17 protein-coding genes are annotated in these 18,861 nt (G+C 58.1%); 10 read left to right on the top strand and 7 right to left on the bottom strand.

Going from position 1 to position 18,861, the window contains the following annotated elements; translation table 11 throughout:
* Window positions 1-102: 102 nt before the first annotated feature.
* The 3 genes from KUF54_RS11660 to KUF54_RS11650 form a co-directional block, all read right to left on the bottom strand.
* On the bottom strand, window positions 103-1,593 hold the full coding sequence (locus tag KUF54_RS11660) for a sensor histidine kinase (RefSeq protein WP_219342987.1): 1,491 nt from the start codon (window positions 1,591-1,593) through the stop codon (window positions 103-105).
* A gap of 83 nt (window positions 1,594-1,676) precedes the next feature.
* Entirely contained in the window at window positions 1,677-2,351 is a 675-nt protein-coding gene (locus tag KUF54_RS11655; protein WP_219342986.1) for a response regulator transcription factor, read from the bottom strand.
* A 112-nt stretch (window positions 2,352-2,463) separates the two neighbouring features.
* The gene (locus KUF54_RS11650) at window positions 2,464-2,955 is read right to left on the bottom strand and encodes a MarR family winged helix-turn-helix transcriptional regulator (RefSeq protein ID WP_219342985.1); all 492 of its coding nucleotides are present in this window, start codon (window positions 2,953-2,955) and stop codon (window positions 2,464-2,466) included.
* 137 nt (window positions 2,956-3,092) lie between these two features.
* On the opposite strand from KUF54_RS11650, the gene recA reads away from it, so the two are divergent.
* The 3 genes from recA (at window position 3,093) to KUF54_RS11635 (ending at window position 5,687) form a co-directional block, all read left to right on the top strand.
* Window positions 3,093-4,229 carry a recombinase RecA gene (recA, locus tag KUF54_RS11645; RefSeq protein WP_219342984.1) on the top strand — a complete coding sequence of 379 codons (1,137 nt, stop codon included), beginning with the start codon at window positions 3,093-3,095 and terminating at the stop codon, window positions 4,227-4,229.
* Between the two features lie 214 nt (window positions 4,230-4,443).
* The gene (gene recX / locus KUF54_RS11640; protein ID WP_219342983.1) at window positions 4,444-4,920 is read left to right on the top strand and encodes a recombination regulator RecX; all 477 of its coding nucleotides are present in this window, start codon (window positions 4,444-4,446) and stop codon (window positions 4,918-4,920) included.
* 41 nt (window positions 4,921-4,961) lie between these two features.
* Window positions 4,962-5,687 carry a hypothetical protein gene (locus KUF54_RS11635; RefSeq protein WP_219342982.1) on the top strand — a complete coding sequence of 242 codons (726 nt, stop codon included), beginning with the start codon at window positions 4,962-4,964 and terminating at the stop codon, window positions 5,685-5,687.
* An 87-nt stretch (window positions 5,688-5,774) separates the two neighbouring features.
* On the opposite strand, the gene yddG is transcribed toward KUF54_RS11635, so the two are convergent.
* Together yddG and argC are read right to left on the bottom strand one after the other, a co-directional pair.
* Window positions 5,775-6,680 carry an aromatic amino acid DMT transporter YddG gene (yddG, locus tag KUF54_RS11630; protein WP_219342981.1) on the bottom strand — a complete coding sequence of 302 codons (906 nt, stop codon included), beginning with the start codon at window positions 6,678-6,680 and terminating at the stop codon, window positions 5,775-5,777.
* A 456-nt stretch (window positions 6,681-7,136) separates the two neighbouring features.
* Window positions 7,137-8,069 carry an N-acetyl-gamma-glutamyl-phosphate reductase gene (gene argC, locus KUF54_RS11625; protein ID WP_219342980.1) on the bottom strand — a complete coding sequence of 311 codons (933 nt, stop codon included), beginning with the start codon at window positions 8,067-8,069 and terminating at the stop codon, window positions 7,137-7,139.
* Window positions 8,070-8,573: 504 nt separating this feature from the next.
* On the opposite strand from argC, the gene sucC reads away from it, so the two are divergent.
* From sucC to KUF54_RS11595, 6 genes are all read left to right on the top strand, one after another.
* Window positions 8,574-9,734 (top strand): ADP-forming succinate--CoA ligase subunit beta, encoded by a 1,161-nt coding sequence (sucC, locus tag KUF54_RS11620; RefSeq protein ID WP_219342979.1) that lies wholly within the window; start codon window positions 8,574-8,576, stop codon window positions 9,732-9,734.
* Between the two features lie 20 nt (window positions 9,735-9,754).
* Window positions 9,755-10,654, top strand: a complete 900-nt coding sequence (sucD, locus tag KUF54_RS11615; protein WP_219342978.1) for a succinate--CoA ligase subunit alpha — start codon at window positions 9,755-9,757, stop codon at window positions 10,652-10,654.
* Between the two features lie 148 nt (window positions 10,655-10,802).
* Window positions 10,803-11,489 (top strand): TerC family protein, encoded by a 687-nt coding sequence (locus tag KUF54_RS11610; RefSeq protein WP_219342977.1) that lies wholly within the window; start codon window positions 10,803-10,805, stop codon window positions 11,487-11,489.
* A 183-nt stretch (window positions 11,490-11,672) separates the two neighbouring features.
* Window positions 11,673-12,500 (top strand): orotidine-5'-phosphate decarboxylase, encoded by an 828-nt coding sequence (gene pyrF / locus KUF54_RS11605; RefSeq protein WP_219342976.1) that lies wholly within the window; start codon window positions 11,673-11,675, stop codon window positions 12,498-12,500.
* 18 nt (window positions 12,501-12,518) lie between these two features.
* Complete coding sequence (locus KUF54_RS11600) at window positions 12,519-13,424, top strand: LysR family transcriptional regulator (protein ID WP_219342975.1); 906 nt, start codon at window positions 12,519-12,521, stop codon at window positions 13,422-13,424.
* A gap of 209 nt (window positions 13,425-13,633) precedes the next feature.
* The gene (locus KUF54_RS11595) at window positions 13,634-14,617 is read left to right on the top strand and encodes a tripartite tricarboxylate transporter substrate binding protein (RefSeq protein WP_219342974.1); all 984 of its coding nucleotides are present in this window, start codon (window positions 13,634-13,636) and stop codon (window positions 14,615-14,617) included.
* Window positions 14,618-14,858: 241 nt separating this feature from the next.
* Here KUF54_RS11595 and KUF54_RS11590 read toward each other — a convergent pair whose 3' ends face one another.
* Together KUF54_RS11590 and KUF54_RS11585 are read right to left on the bottom strand one after the other, a co-directional pair.
* A complete protein-coding gene (locus KUF54_RS11590; protein WP_219342973.1) occupies window positions 14,859-15,329 on the bottom strand; it encodes a hypothetical protein in 471 nt (156 codons plus the stop codon).
* Between the two features lie 1,083 nt (window positions 15,330-16,412).
* Window positions 16,413-17,630: an FAD-binding oxidoreductase gene (locus KUF54_RS11585; RefSeq protein WP_219346381.1), complete on the bottom strand. Its 1,218-nt coding sequence runs from the start codon at window positions 17,628-17,630 to the stop codon at window positions 16,413-16,415.
* Between the two features lie 29 nt (window positions 17,631-17,659).
* On the opposite strand from KUF54_RS11585, the gene KUF54_RS11580 reads away from it, so the two are divergent.
* On the top strand, window positions 17,660-18,814 hold the full coding sequence (locus tag KUF54_RS11580; protein ID WP_255576055.1) for a PQQ-dependent sugar dehydrogenase: 1,155 nt from the start codon (window positions 17,660-17,662) through the stop codon (window positions 18,812-18,814).
* The last annotated feature ends 47 nt before the right edge of the window (window positions 18,815-18,861 follow it).

The raw sequence follows: 18,861 nt of genomic DNA, 5'->3' as shown, positions 1-18,861 counted from the left end.
GTAAAGAGTGCGCGAGCGCTGACTCTCTGTCAGACCATTAGTGCTGTTGATTCTATGGGGAACATTCATTTACGAAATACGCAATTTCCGCTGTTTAGGTCATTAGAGTTTGAGCGCATGAAGAGCCTGCGCTTGACCCGAAGTTGGAGCGGAAGACGCAGTGGGTATGGCCTTAAAGCGCACGGTAAAAAGCGCGCCGGGAGGCGTCTGAGCGGGCTTTGCGTCTTGCAGCAGCACCTGCGCGCCATGCTGGCGGGCAATCTCTAAAACAATGGGCAGGCCCAGACCTGAGCCATCTGCCTCGTTACCCAGCGCCCGGTAAAAGGGCTGAAAAATCAGCTCCCGATCAGACAGCGGCACGCCGGGGCCAGAGTCTTCCACTTGTAGCAGCAGCACCTGACCAAAGTGATCGGCCTGCACGCGCACCGTGATCACGCCGGGGCGCTCGCTGCTCGAAGGCGTGTAGTTGATGGCGTTATCCAGCAAGTTGCGCACCAGCTCGGCCAGCAGCGTGGTGTTGCCGTTGAGCCAAACGCCGGGCGTGCTGGCGCTGGCCCCCTCGTAACCCAAGTCAATATGCTTGGCCATGGCACGCGGCAGGCAGTCTTGAAACACGTCGGTGACGATGTGTACCAAATTGCAGCCCTGCATGGCGGGCACCGCACTCTCGGCCCGCGCCAGCGCGAGGAGTTGATTGACGGTGTGCGTGGCGCGCATGGATGAGCGGCCGATTTGCGCCAAGGAGCGCTTCAAATCCTCGGTATTCGTGCCCTCGCGTTGCGCCAGATCGGCCTGCATGCGCAGACCCGCCAAAGGGGTTTTGAGCTGGTGCGCCGCATCGGCCAAAAAACGTTTTTGCGTGACGATGGAGTCATCGAGGCGCTGCAGCAAATCATTGACGGAATCGACCAGCGGCACCACTTCTAGCGGCACATCTTTGTGATTGATGGGAGAGAGATCTTCGGGCTTGCGGGCGCGAATGCGCTCTTCCAGCCGGTGTAGCGGCTTGATGCCGCGTGCCAGCGCCAGCCAGACCAGCAGCGCGGCCAGTGGCAAGATGACGAACTGCGGCAGCATCACGCCCTTGATAATTTCTGTGGCCAGCACGCTGCGCTTTTCACGCGTCTCTGCCACCTGCACCAGCGCACTGGGCTCACCGGGCAGCGGCATGCGCACCCAGATATAGGCCACACGCAAATCAATGCCCTTGTACTCCACATCGCGCAGCAGCACGGTGCCGGTGGGCGGGTCTTCTTCAGGTGTTGGGGGGCGGGGCAGGTCACGCTCGCCGGTGATGTATTCGCCCTTGGTGCCGTTGACCTGAAAAAACACCGTATCCGACTCATCGGCTCGCAAAATTTCGCTGGTTGATTGCGGCAAGTTGAACTGCACCTTGCCGCGCTGCACCATGACCAGTTGCGCCAGCGCCTGAGCGTTGTACTCCAGTGCGCGGTCAAAGGGTTTGTTGGCCAGCTCTTGCGCCACCAGCCAAGTCAGCGCCAGACTGACTGGCCATAGCAGCAGCATCGGCGTAAGCATCCAGTCCAGAATTTCACCAAAAAGGGAGCGCTGCTCACGCTGAAAGATCTTCAAGGCGATGGCTCGTGAGTTGTAAGCATTTCTAGCCTCTAGTCATTGATAAATAAGGACTAACAGCTATCAATTAATGAGTGAATTTAATGCGGTATCTTTTCTAAACAGTAACCCAGACCTCGCACCGTAGCGATACGAATCGGCCCCTTTTCAATCTTCTTGCGCAGGCGGTGGATATAGACCTCGATGGCGTTGTTGCTCACCTCTTCGCCCCATTCGCACAGGCGCTCCACCAACTGGTCTTTGCTAACCAGACGGCCCGCACGCTGCAGCAGCACTTCCAGCAGCCCCATCTCCCGGGCAGACAGCTCAATCATCTTGCCGTCAATGGTGGCAACGCGCCCGGTCTGGTCATAGACCAATGGGCCATGCTTGATGCTGGAGCTGGCCCCGCCCATGCCGCGCCGGGTCAAGGCGCGCACGCGAGCTTCTAGTTCTGACAGGGCAAACGGTTTGGCCATGTAATCGTCAGCGCCATAGTCCAGACCCTGCACGCGTTCTTCGATGGAATCGGCTGCGGTAAGAATCAGCACCGGCAGCGCATCACCGCGCCCGCGCAGGCGCTTGAGCACTTCTAGCCCATGCACTTTGGGCAGGCCTAAATCGAGAATCAGCAAATCAAATTCGCTGTTGGTCAGCAAGGCGGTATCGGCCTCGCTGCCATTGGCCACATGACTGACCACGGCGCCCGAGCTGCGCAGCGTGCGTAGCAAACCATCGGCCAAGACTTGATCGTCCTCGGCAATCAGAATGCGCATGTTTGTCTCCTGCTGTTGTGTGTGCTGTGAGCACTTTTTCAGACATTGTAGAGACGCACTGGTGTTTTCTCTGTGGGTGTTTGGCCGTAGTCAGAGCGCTTTATAGAGGCTCTTAATAACCGTCTGCATAGGCCTCTAAGCCCAGTGCAACCACGGTGGCCACATCGTCTCCCACGGCTTCACGAAACTCAACTTCCGCTTGCGTCACCGCTGCATGAAAAGCGTTCAGCCAAGCCAGTCCCGCCTCGGTAAAACGCACCCGTTTGGCGCGCGCATCGTGTGGGTCGGCCTCACGCGTGACCAACCCCCACGCCTCGCATTGCAAAACCAAATCGGCCATGGCCTGCTTGGTCATGCCAGCCTTCTGGGCCAAATCGGTTATGCGGTCGCCTGCCAGCGACAGGTGACGCGTGATGTGCACATGCGCTGACCCCACCTTGTCGCGTGCCGCCAGATTGGAAAGCGCCAACGGCACATCCACATCACGGGCCATGAGCTGCAGCACACGGGCATCAAAGCGGCGCATGGCGTGACCTAGCAAGCGACCCAGATGGGTTTGGCGCCAAGCGTCTTGCGCAGGGGTGACGGGTGAAATTTCGCTCATCAATAATAGTAAGGCAAACTGACTAAATATTTCAACAAATGTTTGGCACAAGGCCATAAACTACTGTTCAAGCATCCAGCCTGAATGCAAAAACAGGACTGGCCACAGACAGTCACCCACCCCTCTCGGAGCCTGATATGAACGCCATCGCCAAGACCAACGACGCCAACAGCGAAAAATCCAAAGCGCTGGCTGCTGCCCTCGCCCAAATTGAAAAACAGTTTGGCAAAGGCACCATCATGAAGCTCGGTGAGGGCGAAGTGGTTCAAGACATTCAGGTAGTCTCCACCGGCTCGCTGGGTCTGGACATTGCTCTGGGCGTAGGTGGCCTGCCCCGTGGCCGCGTGATCGAAATCTACGGCCCAGAATCGTCGGGCAAGACCACGTTGACCCTGCAGGTCATTGCCGAGATGCAAAAGCTGGCCGGTACCTGCGCCTTTATTGATGCCGAGCACGCACTCGACACGGGCTACGCCCAAAAGCTGGGTGTGAACCTCAACGAGCTGCTGATCAGCCAGCCCGACACCGGAGAGCAAGCGCTGGAGATTTGCGATAGCTTGGTGCGCTCGGGTGCGGTGGATTTGATCGTGATTGACTCGGTTGCTGCGCTGACCCCCAAGGCTGAAATCGAAGGCGATATGGGCGATTCGCTGCCCGGCCTGCAAGCTCGCCTGATGAGCCAAGCGCTGCGCAAGTTGACTGCCACTATCAAGAAGACCAATTGCATGGTCATCTTCATTAACCAAATTCGTATGAAGATTGGCGTGATGTTTGGTTCGCCCGAAACGACAACTGGCGGTAACGCGCTGAAGTTCTACGCCTCTGTGCGTCTGGACATTCGCCGCACTGGCAGCATCAAAAAGGGTGACGAGGTGATCGGCAACGAAACCAAGGTCAAGGTCGTGAAGAACAAGGTCTCGCCCCCTTTCAAGACCGCCGAGTTCGACATTCTATTTGGCGAAGGTATCAGCCGCGAAGGCGAAATTCTGGATATGGGCGTCACCGCCAAGATTCTGGACAAGAGCGGCGCCTGGTATGCCTACAACGGCGAAAAAATCGGCCAAGGCCGTGATAACTCGCGTGAATTTCTGCGTGAAAACGCTGCGCTGGCCTTTGAAATTGAAAACAAGGTGCGCGATAGCCTGGGCATCAAGCTGCTGCCAAGCGACGGCGTTGACATGCCAGACGCCAAGACTGCCAAGGGCAAGAAGGCCGACAAGGCAGATAAGGCCGAAAAGAACGTCAATGTTGACGAAGACGGCGTGATTGGCTGAATTTAGTAGGCACCCCCAGAGGCGCTTTGCGCCTTCCCCTCTCTTTGCGCGCTGAGCGCCAAGGAGGGGGTGATGCCTTTGCTTGGCCTGTCTGGTTTGGAGTGCGCTAGTTTTAAGAATGACTCACCAATCTCTAGATAAAGGGTGAGTCGTTCAAAAGGTTGCCATCTTTGCGCAGGTGTTCCCTGCGCTTTTTTGTTTTTGGAGATGCATCGTGAGCTTTGCCAGGCTTTCCATCAAAGGCCGCGCCTTGAAGCTGCTAAGCCAGCGCGAGCATTCGCGGCTGGAGCTGCTGCGCAAGTTAGCGCCGTATGTGGAAGAGGGCGATGACTTGCCCGCGACACTGGATGAGCTGGAAAAGCGTGGCTTCATCAGCGAGCAACGGGTGATGGAATCCGTCATTCACAGCAAGGCCAGCCGCTTTGGCACGGCAAGGCTGCTGCATGAGCTGCGCAGCAAAGGGCTGGATGATGAGGTGGTGCGCAATGCCGGCGAGCAGCTGCGCGATACCGAACTGGAGCGCGCCCGCGAGCTGTGGCGCAAGCGCTTTGGCACGCCACCTGCCGACATCAAGGAAAAGGCCAAACAGATGCGTTTTATGGCGTCGCGCGGCTTTTCGTCTGGCGTGGCTTTGCGGGTTTTGCGGGAGGCATCATGCTCAGACTTCGGCGAAAGTGATCAGGCCGATTAACTCAGCCACCCCGTTTGACGCTGTGACGCAAAGGACCCTGCATGCCCGCTGCTGCCTCAAATACAGACTCTCCATCCGCCCTGCGCGTTGGGCTAAGTGCCGGTAAATCCCTGCTGGGCGGCTTGATGCTTGGCCTTGCATTAGCCCTCGTGCTGGGCTGCACCACAACGGCGTTTTACTTTCTGCGGTTGAACGGGCCGGGCATGCCCGCCGCGGCCCATGCGGGCGGCGCGGGGGCCTTTATTGCCCTGCTGTTTTCCCCGTCGCTGGTGGTGGCCTTGCTGCTGGTGTTCATCATTGCTGCCTATGTCTTTGTCGGCCTGCAGATCGGGCGGGCTCGCGCCACGGGCAAGCTGGTGGCGCGTTACGGACAGGGCCTGTCGCAGCGATTGGCCGAGATGCTGGCGCAGCGCGTGGAATCCATGCCCCGCGCCCACAAGGCCATGCACAAAACGGCTGACCTGCTGACCATGAGTGCGGCCATGGAGCACCTGAAACCATGGATTGGCGACGGCCGCGCCGTGCAGTGGGTGGTGCGCACCGTGCTCAACCGTCTGCCGCTTTCTGACTTGATGGACGAATGGGGCCAGACACGTGCCGAGTGGGGCAGCGAGGCCAGCAAGGGTGACCCGGCGCTGCGCGCCTTTCTGGGTGACAAGGTACACGGATTGCTGCAAGACATGGCCGAGCCACCGTGGACACTGCTGTGGATTTTGATGGCGGTACACGCCGTGGTGCTGGGCGTGGGTATCTGGCTGACGTCATGACAGCCCTATTGGAAGCACTCCTGATTCAATAGCTGTTGGTCCAATAATATCAAGCGCTTAGTGCGTTTTTGAGCCTTGGAGATGCTCTTATTGATGGCGCGTCGCCCACCAGCAGATCAGCGACCCCAGCGTCACCAGTGCCACGCCCTGCCAAAAGCTCCAGCCGGGCAGCACTTGCAGCAAAAGGCTGGCGGTAAGTGCCGATAACACGGGCGTGAAATACGAGGCCGCAGCCAACACAGCCAGCTTGCCGTGTTGAATGCCATGCTCCCAGCAGCTGTAACCCAGCGCCGTCAGCGCGCCAGCCATGAAAAGCTGCACGGCAGTGGGCCATGACCATTGCATGTCGGCTGGGGCATCTAACTTGAACCACTGCAGCCAAAGGACGATAGCGGTCGCCGTGACAAACAAACCTACCGCGTTAAAGCCTGCGCCGTAGCGGCGGGCCAGCAGTGAATAAGTGGGCCAGAGCAGGGCTGCGGCAAAGGCCATGCCGTAGGCCAGCGGGTTGCTTTCGACATGGCTCCAGAGCGTAAACATGCTAAAGCTGTCGCCTCCCAAGACACGCGCCAGCCCCCACAGGCAAATCAGCAAGCCGGGCCACAACCACCAGCGTGCCAATTGCTGGCGGCAGAGCACGGCTAAAGCGATGGTGAGGCTGGGCCAGAGGTAGTTGATGAGGCCGATCTCCATGGCTTGCTCGCGGTCGTTAGCGAGGCCTACGGCAACGGAGAGAAAGATTTCATAAATCACAAACAGCGCGCCACAGGCCCAGAGGTAGGCCGGGTGCATTTCGCGCCAACGGGCCACTTCGCGCCAGCCTTTGCGCCCGCGTGCCACGGCAATGCAGATGGCTGCCGTGGTGTAAAGCGCAGCCGCCCCGCCCACAGCGCCCAGCGGCTCGGCCACGGCGCGCATCAGGCCTATGGTGCAACTCCAGCAAAGCACGGCCAGCAGGCCGATAGCGGTGGCTTTTTGGGTGGAGTCATTCATGCCCGGATACTCCTGAAAAAGGAGCAATAAGTGATTGATTGATATGGACTGCGCTGGCTTTTTGCATAAATTTATTGGCTGGGGAGTACTAGGTCTGTTGAGATTTGCTCGGAGTCGCGAAGGAGGCAGGCCGGTTGCCAATCTAGGCGTGCGACGCAGTGCGGGTGCTATCCCGCACAAGGAGAACAACAAAGAGTGGCGGCCGGCCTGCCTCCTTCCCTTCGGGTTGAGGCGGCAAGGGGCTGTCTGCGGCGTTGCCCACCTTTGCAAGGCATGAGCCTTGCTGCAGGCGTGCGCCTTGCATCCAACCCCTTGCCGCCTCAACGCGATCTTCGATCAATTCTCAACAGACCCTACGCCACCTCTGCAAGATGGATGCCAGAGTGTAGAAGCTCGGTTGCTTTTTGAATGCATAAAAAACGGCCCGAAGGGCCGTCGTATGGGTGTGAGCAGCGCTTACAGGCCCAACATGATCTGCAGGTTTTGCACCGCAGCGCCGCTGGCGCCCTTGCCTAGATTGTCTAGGCGGGCGATCAGCACCGCTTGGCGGTGTTCTTCATTGGCGAACACGCGCAGCTCTAGGTTGTTGGTGTTGGCCAAGGTGTCGGCTGCCAGTTTGTTGTCGTCTGTGGGCGGCAGCACGCTGACCCAGTTGGCGCTTGTGTTGGTTGCCGCGTAGTGGCTGGCCAGCGCGTCGTGCAGATCGGAAGCTTTGGGCGTGCCGGGCAGCAGGTCTAGATGCAGGGGCAGTTGCACCAACATGCCTTGGGCAAAGTTGCTGACTGCGGGGATGAACACGGGGCGGCGTGTCATGCCTGTGTAGTGCAGGATCTCGGGGATGTGCTTGTGCGACAGGCCCAAAGCATAGGCTTCGTAAGGGGCGGCAGTGCCCGCTTCATAGGCTTCCATCATGGGGCGGCCGCCGCCGCTGTAGCCCGAGACGGATGGCAGGCTGACAGGGTAGTCAGCAGGCATCAGGCCTGCGGCGACCAGTGGCGCCAGCAGGGCGATAGCGCCCGTGGCGTAGCAGCCGGGGTTGCTCACGCGGGTGGCGTTTTTCACGGCTTCGAGCTGGCCTGCGCGCAGCTCGGGGAAGCCATAGACCCAGTCGGGGGCAACGCGGTGGGCGGTCGATGCATCAATGATCTTGATGGCGCGGCCGGTCTCTGCGGTGATGGCATCCACCATGGCGGTGGTTTCGCGGGCTGCATCGTCGTGCAGGCACAGAATGACCAGATCAACGCCTGCAATCAGGGCGCGTTTGGCGGCAGGGTCTTTGCGCAGTGCGGGATCGATGCTGACCAGCTCAACACCTGCGAAATCAACCAGACGATCACGGATTTGCAGACCTGTGGTTCCTGCTTCACCGTCGATAAAGACTTTTGCCATTGCATTTTCTCCTGCACCGGCGCGCGCATTTTTTGGGTTGATGCCGCTGCCTGCGGCCCCATTGCCGCTTTACTGGCGGTGATTGTCCTTGAAACTGGGGTGGGGTGCGCGTTGCCTGTGTTTTAGGCAAATTTCCCACAAATTTGCCGCAAATCCCTCGCAAATTTTCCAGTTGAGGTAACGGCGGATATGGCTGGTTTTAAGAATTTCTTGTGAGCTACGGCCTAGGGTTTACGCGAGATATGTTTTCTATAAGACATAAGAACGTTGCGCTTGAGAAAATTATCGTGCATGCACTATTTTTTCAATAAATTCAAGGTATTGCAGCAATTCACAGAACGCAAGAAAGTTGCATGAAATTGTGGATTTTGCGCATATGAGGGGGTCGTTTTGCGCGATGCAACATGGTACATTCCCTCTCGCCATGTCATAAGAACCCGATGGCCAGGCTTTTCCAAGCCTGCGACAAGCGGGTATTTCCCCTCAGTTCAGAGAGACAAAGTCATGAAGATTCATGAATACCAAGGCAAGGAAATCTTGCGCCAGTTTGGTGTGCCCGTTCCTCGCGGCATTCCAGCATTCACAGTTCAAGAAGCTGTTGAAGCAGCCCAGAAGCTGGGCGGCCCAGTTTGGGTCGTTAAGGCTCAAATTCACGCGGGTGGCCGCGGTAAGGGCGGCGGCGTAAAGGTTGCCAAGACTGTTGATGATGTGCAAAAGCTGTCCGAGCAAATTCTCGGCATGCAGCTTGTGACGCACCAAACTGGTCCTGAAGGCCAGAAGGTTCGCCGCCTGTACATCGAAGATGGCGCCGACATCAAGAACGAACTGTATGTGTCCCTGGTTACTGACCGCGCCACACAGAAGGTTGCCCTGATCGCTTCTAGCGAAGGTGGCATGGACATCGAAGAAGTGGCTCACTCCACTCCTGAGAAGATCATCACCGAGATGATTGACCCGCTGACCGGCATCACCGAAGCGCAATCGCGCAAAGTGGCTGCTGCCATCGGTCTAGAAGGCAAGTCCATCGACCAAGCCGTAGACATCTTCGCCAAGATCTACAAGTGCTACATGGAAACCGATGCGTCGCTGGTGGAAATCAACCCGCTGAACTGCAACTCCAATGGCGACCTGATGGCGCTGGATGCAAAGTTCAACTTTGACCCCAACGCTCTGTTCCGTCACCCAGAAATCGTGGCTTACCGCGATCTGGACGAAGAAGACGCTGCAGAAGTGGAAGCTTCCAAGTTCGATCTGGCCTACATCTCGCTGGACGGCAACATTGGTTGCTTGGTGAACGGCGCTGGCTTGGCCATGGCCACCATGGACACCATCAAGCTGTATGGCGGCGAGCCAGCCAACTTCTTGGACGTGGGCGGCGGCGCTACTGCTGAGAAGGTCACTGAAGCTTTCAAGATCATGCTGAAGAACCCTGAAGTCAAGGGCATCATGGTCAACATCTTCGGCGGCATCATGAAGTGCGACACCATCGCCAACGGCGTGGTTACCGCTTGCAAGGCCGTGAACCTGAGCGTGCCTCTGGTTGTGCGCATGAAGGGCACCAACGAACAGCTGGGCAAGCAAATTCTGGCTGACTCCGGTCTGCCCATCATTGCTGCTGACAGCATGGCTGAAGCGGCTGAAAAAATCGTCGCTGCCGTTAAGTAATACGCCCCGGAGATACACATATGTCGATCTTTATCAATAAAGACACCAAAGTCATCACCCAGGGTATTACTGGCAAGACTGGTCAATTCCACACTGAAAAGTGCCAGGAATACGCAAACGGCAAGAACTGCTTCGTCGCAGGCGTGAACCCTAAGAAGGCTGGCGAAAAGATTTTCGACATCCCAATTTTTGGCTCCGTCAAAGACGCTGCAAAAGACACTGGCGCTACTGTGTCCGTGATCTATGTGCCACCCGCTGGTGCGGCTGCTGCGATCTGGGAAGCTGTTGAAGCCGATCTGGATCTGGCCATCTGCATTACCGAAGGCATCCCAGTGCGTGACATGCTTGAGCTGCGCAACAAAATGCGCGCCAAGGAAGCTGCTGGCGGCAAGAAGACTCTGCTGCTGGGCCCTAACTGCCCCGGCCTGATCACGCCTGACGAAATCAAGATCGGCATCATGCCCGGCCACATCCACAAGAAGGGTCGTATCGGCGTGGTTTCGCGCTCCGGTACCCTGACTTATGAAGCCGTGGCTCAGCTGACCGAACTGGGCATTGGCCAGTCGTCTGCCGTCGGTATTGGTGGCGACCCCATCAACGGCCTGAAGCACATCGACGTGATGCGCGCTTTCAACGACGATCCCGACACCGATGCCGTGATCATGATCGGTGAAATCGGCGGCCCCGATGAAGCTGAAGCTGCTCTGTGGTGCAAGGCCAATATGAAGAAGCCTGTTGTGGGCTTTATCGCTGGCGTGACTGCTCCTCCCGGCAAGCGCATGGGCCACGCAGGTGCCCTGATCTCCGGCGGTGCTGACACTGCGGATGCCAAGCTGGCCATCATGGAAGAGTGCGGTTTCACCATCACTCGCAACCCATCCGAAATGGGTCGCCTGCTGCAAGGTTTGCTGAAGAAGTAAGCAGCTGTGCAGCGTTCGTAATGCTGCGCTGCATTTACGCAGTATTACGAACTGGCAACAGGGGTTTTATGCTCCTAAACTGCCTCCACTCTTAAAAGAAAGCGCCGCCTTATGCGGCGTTTTCATATTCATAACAGTGGAGTCAACAATGGAAATGCTCAATAGCGCCGAATTTTGGATCGGCTTGGTGAAGATCGTCTGGATCAACATCATTCTCTCTGGCGATAACGCCGTCGTGATTGCGCTCGCCGCACGCTCACTCCCCCCTGAACAGCAGAAAAAAGCCATCATGTTGGGCTCTGGCGCCGCCGTGGTGCTGCGCATTGTGCTCACGGTGGTGGCAGCCAAGTTGCTTGAGCTTTCTTTCCTGCAAGTACTGGGCGGTTGCCTGCTGCTGTGGATTGGTTATCAGCTGCTGACCGGTGAAGAAGACGGCGAGAGCGAATCCAAGGGCAATGGCTCGATGCTGGCGGCCATCCGCACCATCTTGATCGCCGATTTGGTGATGAGTTTGGACAACGTAATCGCAGTGGCTGCGACTGCCCAGGGCAATATGGTGTTGCTGATCTTGGGCTTGGCCATCTCTATCCCGCTGGTGATTTTTGGCTCGACCTTGATGATTAAGTTGATGGATCGCTTCCCCATCATCATCACGCTGGGTGCGGCGCTGATTGGCTGGGTCGGTGGTGAAACCATCGTCAACGACAACTTGCTGCAGGGCGTCGCCATGGCTCACCCTTGGCTACATTACGTGGCGGCTGCTGCAGGTGCCGTGCTGGTAGTGGGTGTGGGTAAATTCATGCAGGCACGCAGTGCCCAGCAAAAGGCGGTTTAAGAGTTCTGCCGCCTTGGGCTGATACAAGCGCACTGTGTTCATCCAGTGCGCTTTTGTTTTGATAGCTACCATTCATTGATTTGATTGGACTTAAGCCGGATATGGCTTGAAAATTTTGATTCGAGACCCGATTCAAGACCCACAGCAGGGCTTGGCATGGGCGAGCCACTAAAATCATCCCTCATGACTTTTCTCGACATGCTGCGCGACGCGTCCACGCGCAATGACTCCATGCTTTGCGTGGGTCTGGACCCTGAACCCAGCCGCTTTCCTGGCGCAATGAAGGGCGATGCGTCCAAGATTTACGACTTCTGCGCAGCCATCGTCGATGCCACCCATGATCTGGTCAACAGCTTCAAGCCTCAGATCGCTTACTTCGCGGCTCACCGCGCGGAAGATCAGCTGGAAAAGCTGATGGAACACATGCGCCGCGTAGCGCCCCATGTGCCCGTGATTTTGGATGCCAAGCGCGGCGACATTGGCTCCACTGCTGAGCAGTACGCCAAAGAAGCGTTTGAGCGCTACGGCGCAGATGCGGTGACGCTCTCGCCCTTTATGGGCTTTGACTCCATCACGCCTTACCTCAAGTACGAAGGCAAGGGCGCTTTCTTGCTGTGCCGCACCTCCAACCCCGGTGGCGACGATCTGCAAGCGCAGCGCTTGGCCGATGTGCCCGGCAACCCCCATATGTTTGAGCATGTGGCCAAGCTGGCGCAAGGCCCGTGGAACACCAATGGCCAGCTGGGCTTGGTGGTGGGCGCAACCCGCCCTAACGAGATCGAGCGCGTGCGCGCTGTGGCACCCACCATGCCTTTGCTGATCCCCGGCGTGGGCGCGCAGGGCGGTGATGCCGTGGCTACGGTGAAGGCTGCCAGCATTGGAGGCGGCCCCATCATCATCAACTCTTCTCGCGCCATTTTGTACGCGGGTCAGGGTGATGACTTTGCCAAGGCTGCGCGCGAAGCCGCTATTGCCACCCGCGCCACGCTGCAAGCTGCAGCTCGCGGCTAAGTTAGGCAGGCTCTGGCCATGCAAAGCAAGTGGCTAGAGGACTTTTTGCTCCTAGCTCAGGAGCGCAGCTTTACCCGTGCGGCAGAGCTGCGCCATGTCACCCACCCCGCCTTTGGTCGCCGCATTCGCGCGTTGGAGGAGTGGGCGGGTACGCCGCTGATTGAGTCGGGCGGCGGACCAGTGCGCCTGACCCCCGCAGGCGAGGCCTTTCGCGACACGGCCGAGCAAATGGTGCGCACACTGGCGCAGTCGCATGACGAGCTGCAGGCCGTGGCGGGGCGTCAAGCCCATATCATCACCCTCGCCACAGGCCGCACGCTGGCGCGCACCATCGTGGCCGATTGGCTCTCGCGCTATGGCGCGGTGCTGAAAGAGGCTGAGCTGCGCATCGTCACCCGCACCTTAGATGAAACCGTGCACATGCTGCAGCGCGGCGAGATCAGCTTTTCTTTGCTCTATCACCACGCCGCGATTGCCGTGCGGCTGGATGGACGCCAGTTCAGCTACCTCACCGTGATGAGCGACAAGCTGGTGCCCGTGGCGCGGGCGGATGTGCAAGGCAGGCCACTGTTTTCGCTGGAGCAAGCGCAGCAGCCGGGAGCCAGTGCCGTGCCGTATCTGGCCTTTTCACACAGCATGGCGCTGGGGCGCTTGGTGGAAGATCACTTGGCCAGCAACCCCTTGCTGCCAAAGCTGCGCCGCTGCATTGACTGTGACTCGGCCGATGCCAATTACGAGTATGTGCTCAAGGGGCTGGGCGTATCGTGGCTGCCTTGGTCCATGGTGCAGCGCGATTGCGACAGCGGCCTGCTGGCGTTGGCAGGCGACAGCAGCTTGAATGTGCATTTCGATGTACGCCTGTACCGACCCAAACGCCGTTTAAGTGCCGCGGCTGAGCAGTTGTGGGCTGATATTACGGATTGATGAATAAGTAATCACTTACAAAATTTATCAATCAGGCGCTAAAAACCTGAAAACAACAGCTTCTTAATGCGAAATAAAGGGCGTTAGACCGCTCAGTACGCTATGAAAACTGCATATGTGCTGAAATGGCACGAAGATGTGCTCTATCGGCACTGAAGGGGTTTTTCTGTATTCGGACAATGCATCTCATACAGATTCGGAATAGCTCCATGCAAAACACCCATACTCTTCGCCGTACCGTCGTGGCCGCAGGCCTGCTGATGGCCGCTGCTGTTGCAGCCCCTGCCTTTGCTGCTGATAACTATCCCAGCAAGGCCATCACCATGGTCATTGGCTACCCCGCAGGCGGCAGCACTGACTTGGTGGGCCGTTTGGTGGCCGATGGTTTGGCCAAGAAGCTGGGCCAGCCTGTGGTGGTGGAGAACTTGGGCGGCGCTGGTGGCGTGATTGGTGCACAAAAGGTGTCCAAGGCCGCTGCAGACGGCTACACCATCATGGTGGGCGCTAATAACGAGCTGGCCATTGCCAAGCTCATCAACAAGGCCGTGAAGTACAGCATTGGTGACTTCACACCCATCGGCATGGTGGGCTCGCAGCCCATGGTGCTGGTCGCATCGCACAAGGCTGGCGTGAAGACCGCTGCCGAGTTTGTGAGCTTGGTGAGCAAGAGCCCTGACCAGTACAGCTACGGCAGCTCCGGCGTGGGCACCGCGCTGCACTTGTCGGGTGAGCTGATTCAAGAGCAGGGCAAGCTGCAGATGACCCACATCCCCTACAAGGGCGTGGCGCCACTGACCACCGACTTGGTGGGTAACAACATCGAATTCGGCATGTTTGTGCTGTCCTCCGCTCTGCCCCAAATCAAGGCTGGCAAGATCGTGGCACTGGGTACCACCGAAGCCAAGCGCTCGTCCATCACGCCTGATATTCCTGCCCTGTCTGAGCTGCCCCAGTTCAAGAACGTGGACCTGAACAGCTGGTTCGCCATGATGGCCCCCAAGGGCCTGCCCGCACCCATCGCGGCGCAGCTGAAGAAGGCGCTTGATGAAGTGATGGCTTCGCCTGAGTTCCGCAAGAAGATGGAAGAAACTGGCAACGTGGTGGCCAACCCCAAGACGGATGCTGGCAAGTACATCAACGCCGAAATCGCGAAGTACACCAAGATTGTTCAGTACGCGAAGATTGAGGACTGATTTGGGCGGGCCCAACTTTGGGCTTTGCTGAATTTTTAAGCGGCTTGTGCCTTGGGTGCAGGCCGCTTTTTTGATAGCTGATAGTCCTTTATTTAATTGGACTTGCGGCTTGTTTGTGCCTCAATTTTATTTGACAGACAGGAGCCGGGCTTCGTCCCGATAGCTAAAGAGCTTGGCCTGCTGCCCGCTGTATTTGAGCTGACCAACGACTGCAGCCGAGCCGGAGTGGAAATCTAAACTACTAACTCGTCGCTTTCTTCTTGTCTCGTAGACTGCGTTGCGTTTCTCGCTGTGTCGGTGACTGGACGTACTGAACCGTTCTAACCGGCGACATATCCCAGTTCTTCGGAACTAATGGAATATTCTTGCAAGTTCGGTGTCCTAGCGGCACGAAACCAAGTTGAAGAAAGGCAAGCTCTCCCAGCGTTGCTGCTGCACTTGCGTGGATTTCATCGATGCTCTTTGCCGTCTTCACACCATCTAACCCATGCGTCAGAAGTAGTGCAACTTGAGACTTCCATTCTTCGTCGCAAATCTTTACGGTCGCCTCAACTGAGACCCTAATCGCACCTAGTAGCTTGCTGTAGTTTTCTCTCCAAGCGGCGAGCGATCCAAAATCTTTTACACGAACAAATGCGTCGCGTCCAAGTACCGTCTCAAAGAGTGCCTTTGATGCGTAGTACTGCGAAAGATTTGAGCGTATTTCGGACATGTAAAACCTAACGAAATCTAGATGACAGGCAAACACGCATGTCGTTCATTGAAGAATGAATCTATCCGTAAGTGATGAAAGTGAGCAATTGCAAGCTTGCTATGAGTAGACAAAGACCAATGATGGAATGACTGCTTCTGGCCGACCTCGGTCTTTGGGCTACGTTTCTTGCGCAAGCGAGAAATATGAGTCACCTGCTGGGCTGAGAGCGGGCATCTGGTCGCTGGCGGTGATATGCATCTAATTTGATAGCTCTATGTCCAATCAATACCTTGATTAGGAGCGGCTTGGACTGATATTTTTGCCGCATGCCTGATTAACGGACAGGAGCCGGGTTTCGCCCCGGCGGGCAACCTACTTTCTGCTGCCAGAAAGTAGGCAAAGAGCTGCACCCCTACTGCCCACGACCCCTTCGCTGCGCTACGGGGCAACCTGCGCCGTCAAGCTCTTGGGGCTGTGCGGCCCAACTCACTGCGTGCCTACGGCACTTCGTTCAAACAAACGGCCGCAAGTCAGATGACGATGCAGTTGCACTCTGCGGTGCAACTGCCAGCCCCAAGAACTTACCGTCACAGGCGTGGGCACAAGGGGTGAGATACCGAATGCGGGATAGCTTCTTTATCAAATTGATAGCGGCAACCCATTTCAGCACCTTGACTAGAGACTGATTTCGTCACAAATCAGGCAGGCTGCCCGTATCCGCTCCCAACCCCCTTGTGTCTGCGCCTGCGGCACGCGGTTCAGGCTGTGGGCAACGCTGCCGCAGGACAGCGTTGCTTCGTGCTCTGACTTGCCGCCGTTTGTCTGAGCGAAGCGGCAAAGCCGCGCAGCGAGTTGGGCGGCACCGCAGACTGAAGCGTGTGACGTAGGTTTGCCCGTAGAGAAGTGAAACGTAGCGTAGGGACGCAGACAGCAGGGGCGCATTCTTTGGGTTACGTTTCTTGTGCGAGCAAGAAAGGTAACTCGCCTGCCGGGGCGAGACCCGGCCTCTGTCGCTGGTACAGCTAAAGATTGCTGGCACAGCAGAAAAACTCAAAATCAATAGCTGCCAACGCTTGATACACAAGCGCAGAAAGCCAAAAATCACCCCCGCTGGCAACGCGCAGGCGAAACCGCCTCCACACTCACCGCCTGAGCAGCCAGCGTCCCATCAAGCACCTCGCCCAATAACAAATTGCGCGCCAACAAGCTATAGCCCGCTGCACTCTGAATGCCATAGCCGCCCTGCGCCGCCACCCAGAAAAATCCCGCCACAGGCGTGGGCGATGCGTCCCAGCCGATCACCAGCTCGCCGTCTTCCACAAACGAGCGCAGCCCAGCCCAGGTGTGCGATGGGCGGCGGATTTGCAGCGTGGTTGCTTCTTCGATGTGATAAATGCCGGTAGCAATGTCCAGCTCCTCGGGCACCACATCGTGGGGCGCTACGGGGTCGGCATTGGCGGGCGAGCCCAGTAGCTGGCCCGCATCGGGCTTTATGTACCAGTTTTCATCGGCGCTGATGATGGCGGGCCAGTGCGCTGCGTCCATGCCTTCGGGGGCGGGGAAGGTGAAGGCGCTGCGGCGTTTGGGGACGATGCCAATGGGGGCGGCACCGGCCATGGCGGCCAGCACGTCCGCCCATGCGCCAGCGGCGTTGATGATAGTTTTGGCCTGAATGCTGCGGCCTTGCGGCAAGGTGATGTGCCAGAGGTCGTTGCTGCGGGTAATGCCTTGCACTTCGGCGTTGCACCACAGCTCGCCGCCGCGCTGGCGCAGGCCGCGGATGTAGCCTTGGTGCAGGCCGTGCACGTCAATGTCGCGTGCGCCGTTGTCCAGAAAACCGTCTACCAGCACGTCGGTGTTGAGCACGGGCACCAGCGCTTTGAGCTGCTCGGCGTTCAGGCGCTGCGCCTCGGGAGAGTGGATGACCGCTTCGGCATAGGCCGCATCGACCAGCTCTTTTTGCTCGCTCATTCCCACGTACAACACGCCGCGTGGCGTGAGGATGGGCGCTTCGGTAAAACCAGTGGGTGGCGCATCGTAGAAGGCGCGGCTGGCGCGGGTCAGGGCTTGAACTTGCGCGGGGCCGTAGTGCTCTTCAAACAGTGCAGCTGAGCGGCCGGTGGTGTGATAGCCGGGCTGGGATTCGCGCTCTAGCACCAGCACAGAAGGGGGAGTGCCGGAGGTCGCATCGTCGCCCGACTGAACCAGTTGCCAGGCGGTAGAGGTGCCGGCCATGCCTGCACCGACGATGACGAAATCCCAGACAGCATGCGGTGTGCGAGCGAGGTTAGCGAGGGGAGAGTGGTTGGCGGTATCCATGGCATGCATGGTACTGTCTGCAAAACACCATGAAAGGCCTGCTTGTGATGACTTGCTCACCATTTCGCCGTCTGAGGCTTGCAGCGCTGACGGGCTGCAGTCTGCTGGCGCTGGCCGCCTGTGCGCAAAGCACTGCTCCCCGGCAGGAGGTGCTGGCGACGGGTATTGCCAATGGCTGGGCCATTGCCCCGCTGCCCGACCAGCGCTTTGTGCTGAGCGAACGTGCAGGCAAGCTCTGGCTGCTGGATGGCAAGGGGCAAAAGCAGTCTGAGTTGAGCGGCGTGCCGACCGTAGACTTTGGCGGGCAGGGCGGTTTGCTGGATGTGGTGGCCGACAGCCAGTTTGCCAGCAACCGTCGCATCTACTTTTGCTATGCCGAGCCCGGCAGCGACAAAACGGGTGACAAGGATATGAACAGCACGGCGCTGGGTACGGCCCGCATTGCTCGTGATGAGCGCAGTCTGGAAGACGTGAAAGTGCTGTTCAGCCAGCGCCCCAAGGTCAAAAGCAGCGCTCACTTTGGTTGCCGCATTGCCCAGGCGCGTGATGGCACGCTGTTCCTGAGTCTGGGCGACCGCTTTTCGCGCCGAAGCGATGCGCAGACGCTGGATAACCACCACGGCAAGCTCATCCGTATTGCCAAGGACGGTACTGTGCCCGCAGACAACCCGTATGCGGATCGCAAAGACGCTTTGCCAGAGATCTACAGCTATGGCCACCGCAACAGCCAAGGCCTGACCATTGCGCCTGATGGCAAGCTGTGGCTGCATGAGCATGGCCCGCAGGGCGGCGATGAGATCAACCTGCCGCAGCCCGGCAAAAACTACGGTTGGCCGGTGATTACCTATGGTGAGGAATACGGCGGCGGCAAGATTGGCGAGGGCACGCAAAAGGCTGGCATGGAGCAGCCGCTGCACTACTGGGTGCCCAGCATTGCGCCGTCTGGCATGGCCTTTGTGAGCGGCGAGCGCTATGGCGCGAGCTGGAAGGGCAATCTGCTGATTGGCGCGCTCAAGGGGCGCCACCTTGCGCGGCTGGAGATCAAGGACGGCAAAGTGCTGGCCGAGCACAAGCTCTACGCCCAGACGGGCGACCGCATTCGGGATGTACGCCAAGGCGCAGATGGGCTGATTTATCTGCTGACGGATGGCCCGGACGGCAAGCTGATTCGTCTGCAGCCTTAAAAACCACTTCGAATTTGATAGCTGCTAGCGCTTGATGTATAAGCGCT

This window comes from Comamonas sp. Y33R10-2 (assembly GCF_019355935.1).
GTDB lineage: Bacteria > Pseudomonadota > Gammaproteobacteria > Burkholderiales > Burkholderiaceae_C > Comamonas.
Note: the sequence above shows the minus strand (reverse complement) of the source record. Positions and strands in the feature narration are given on the sequence as shown.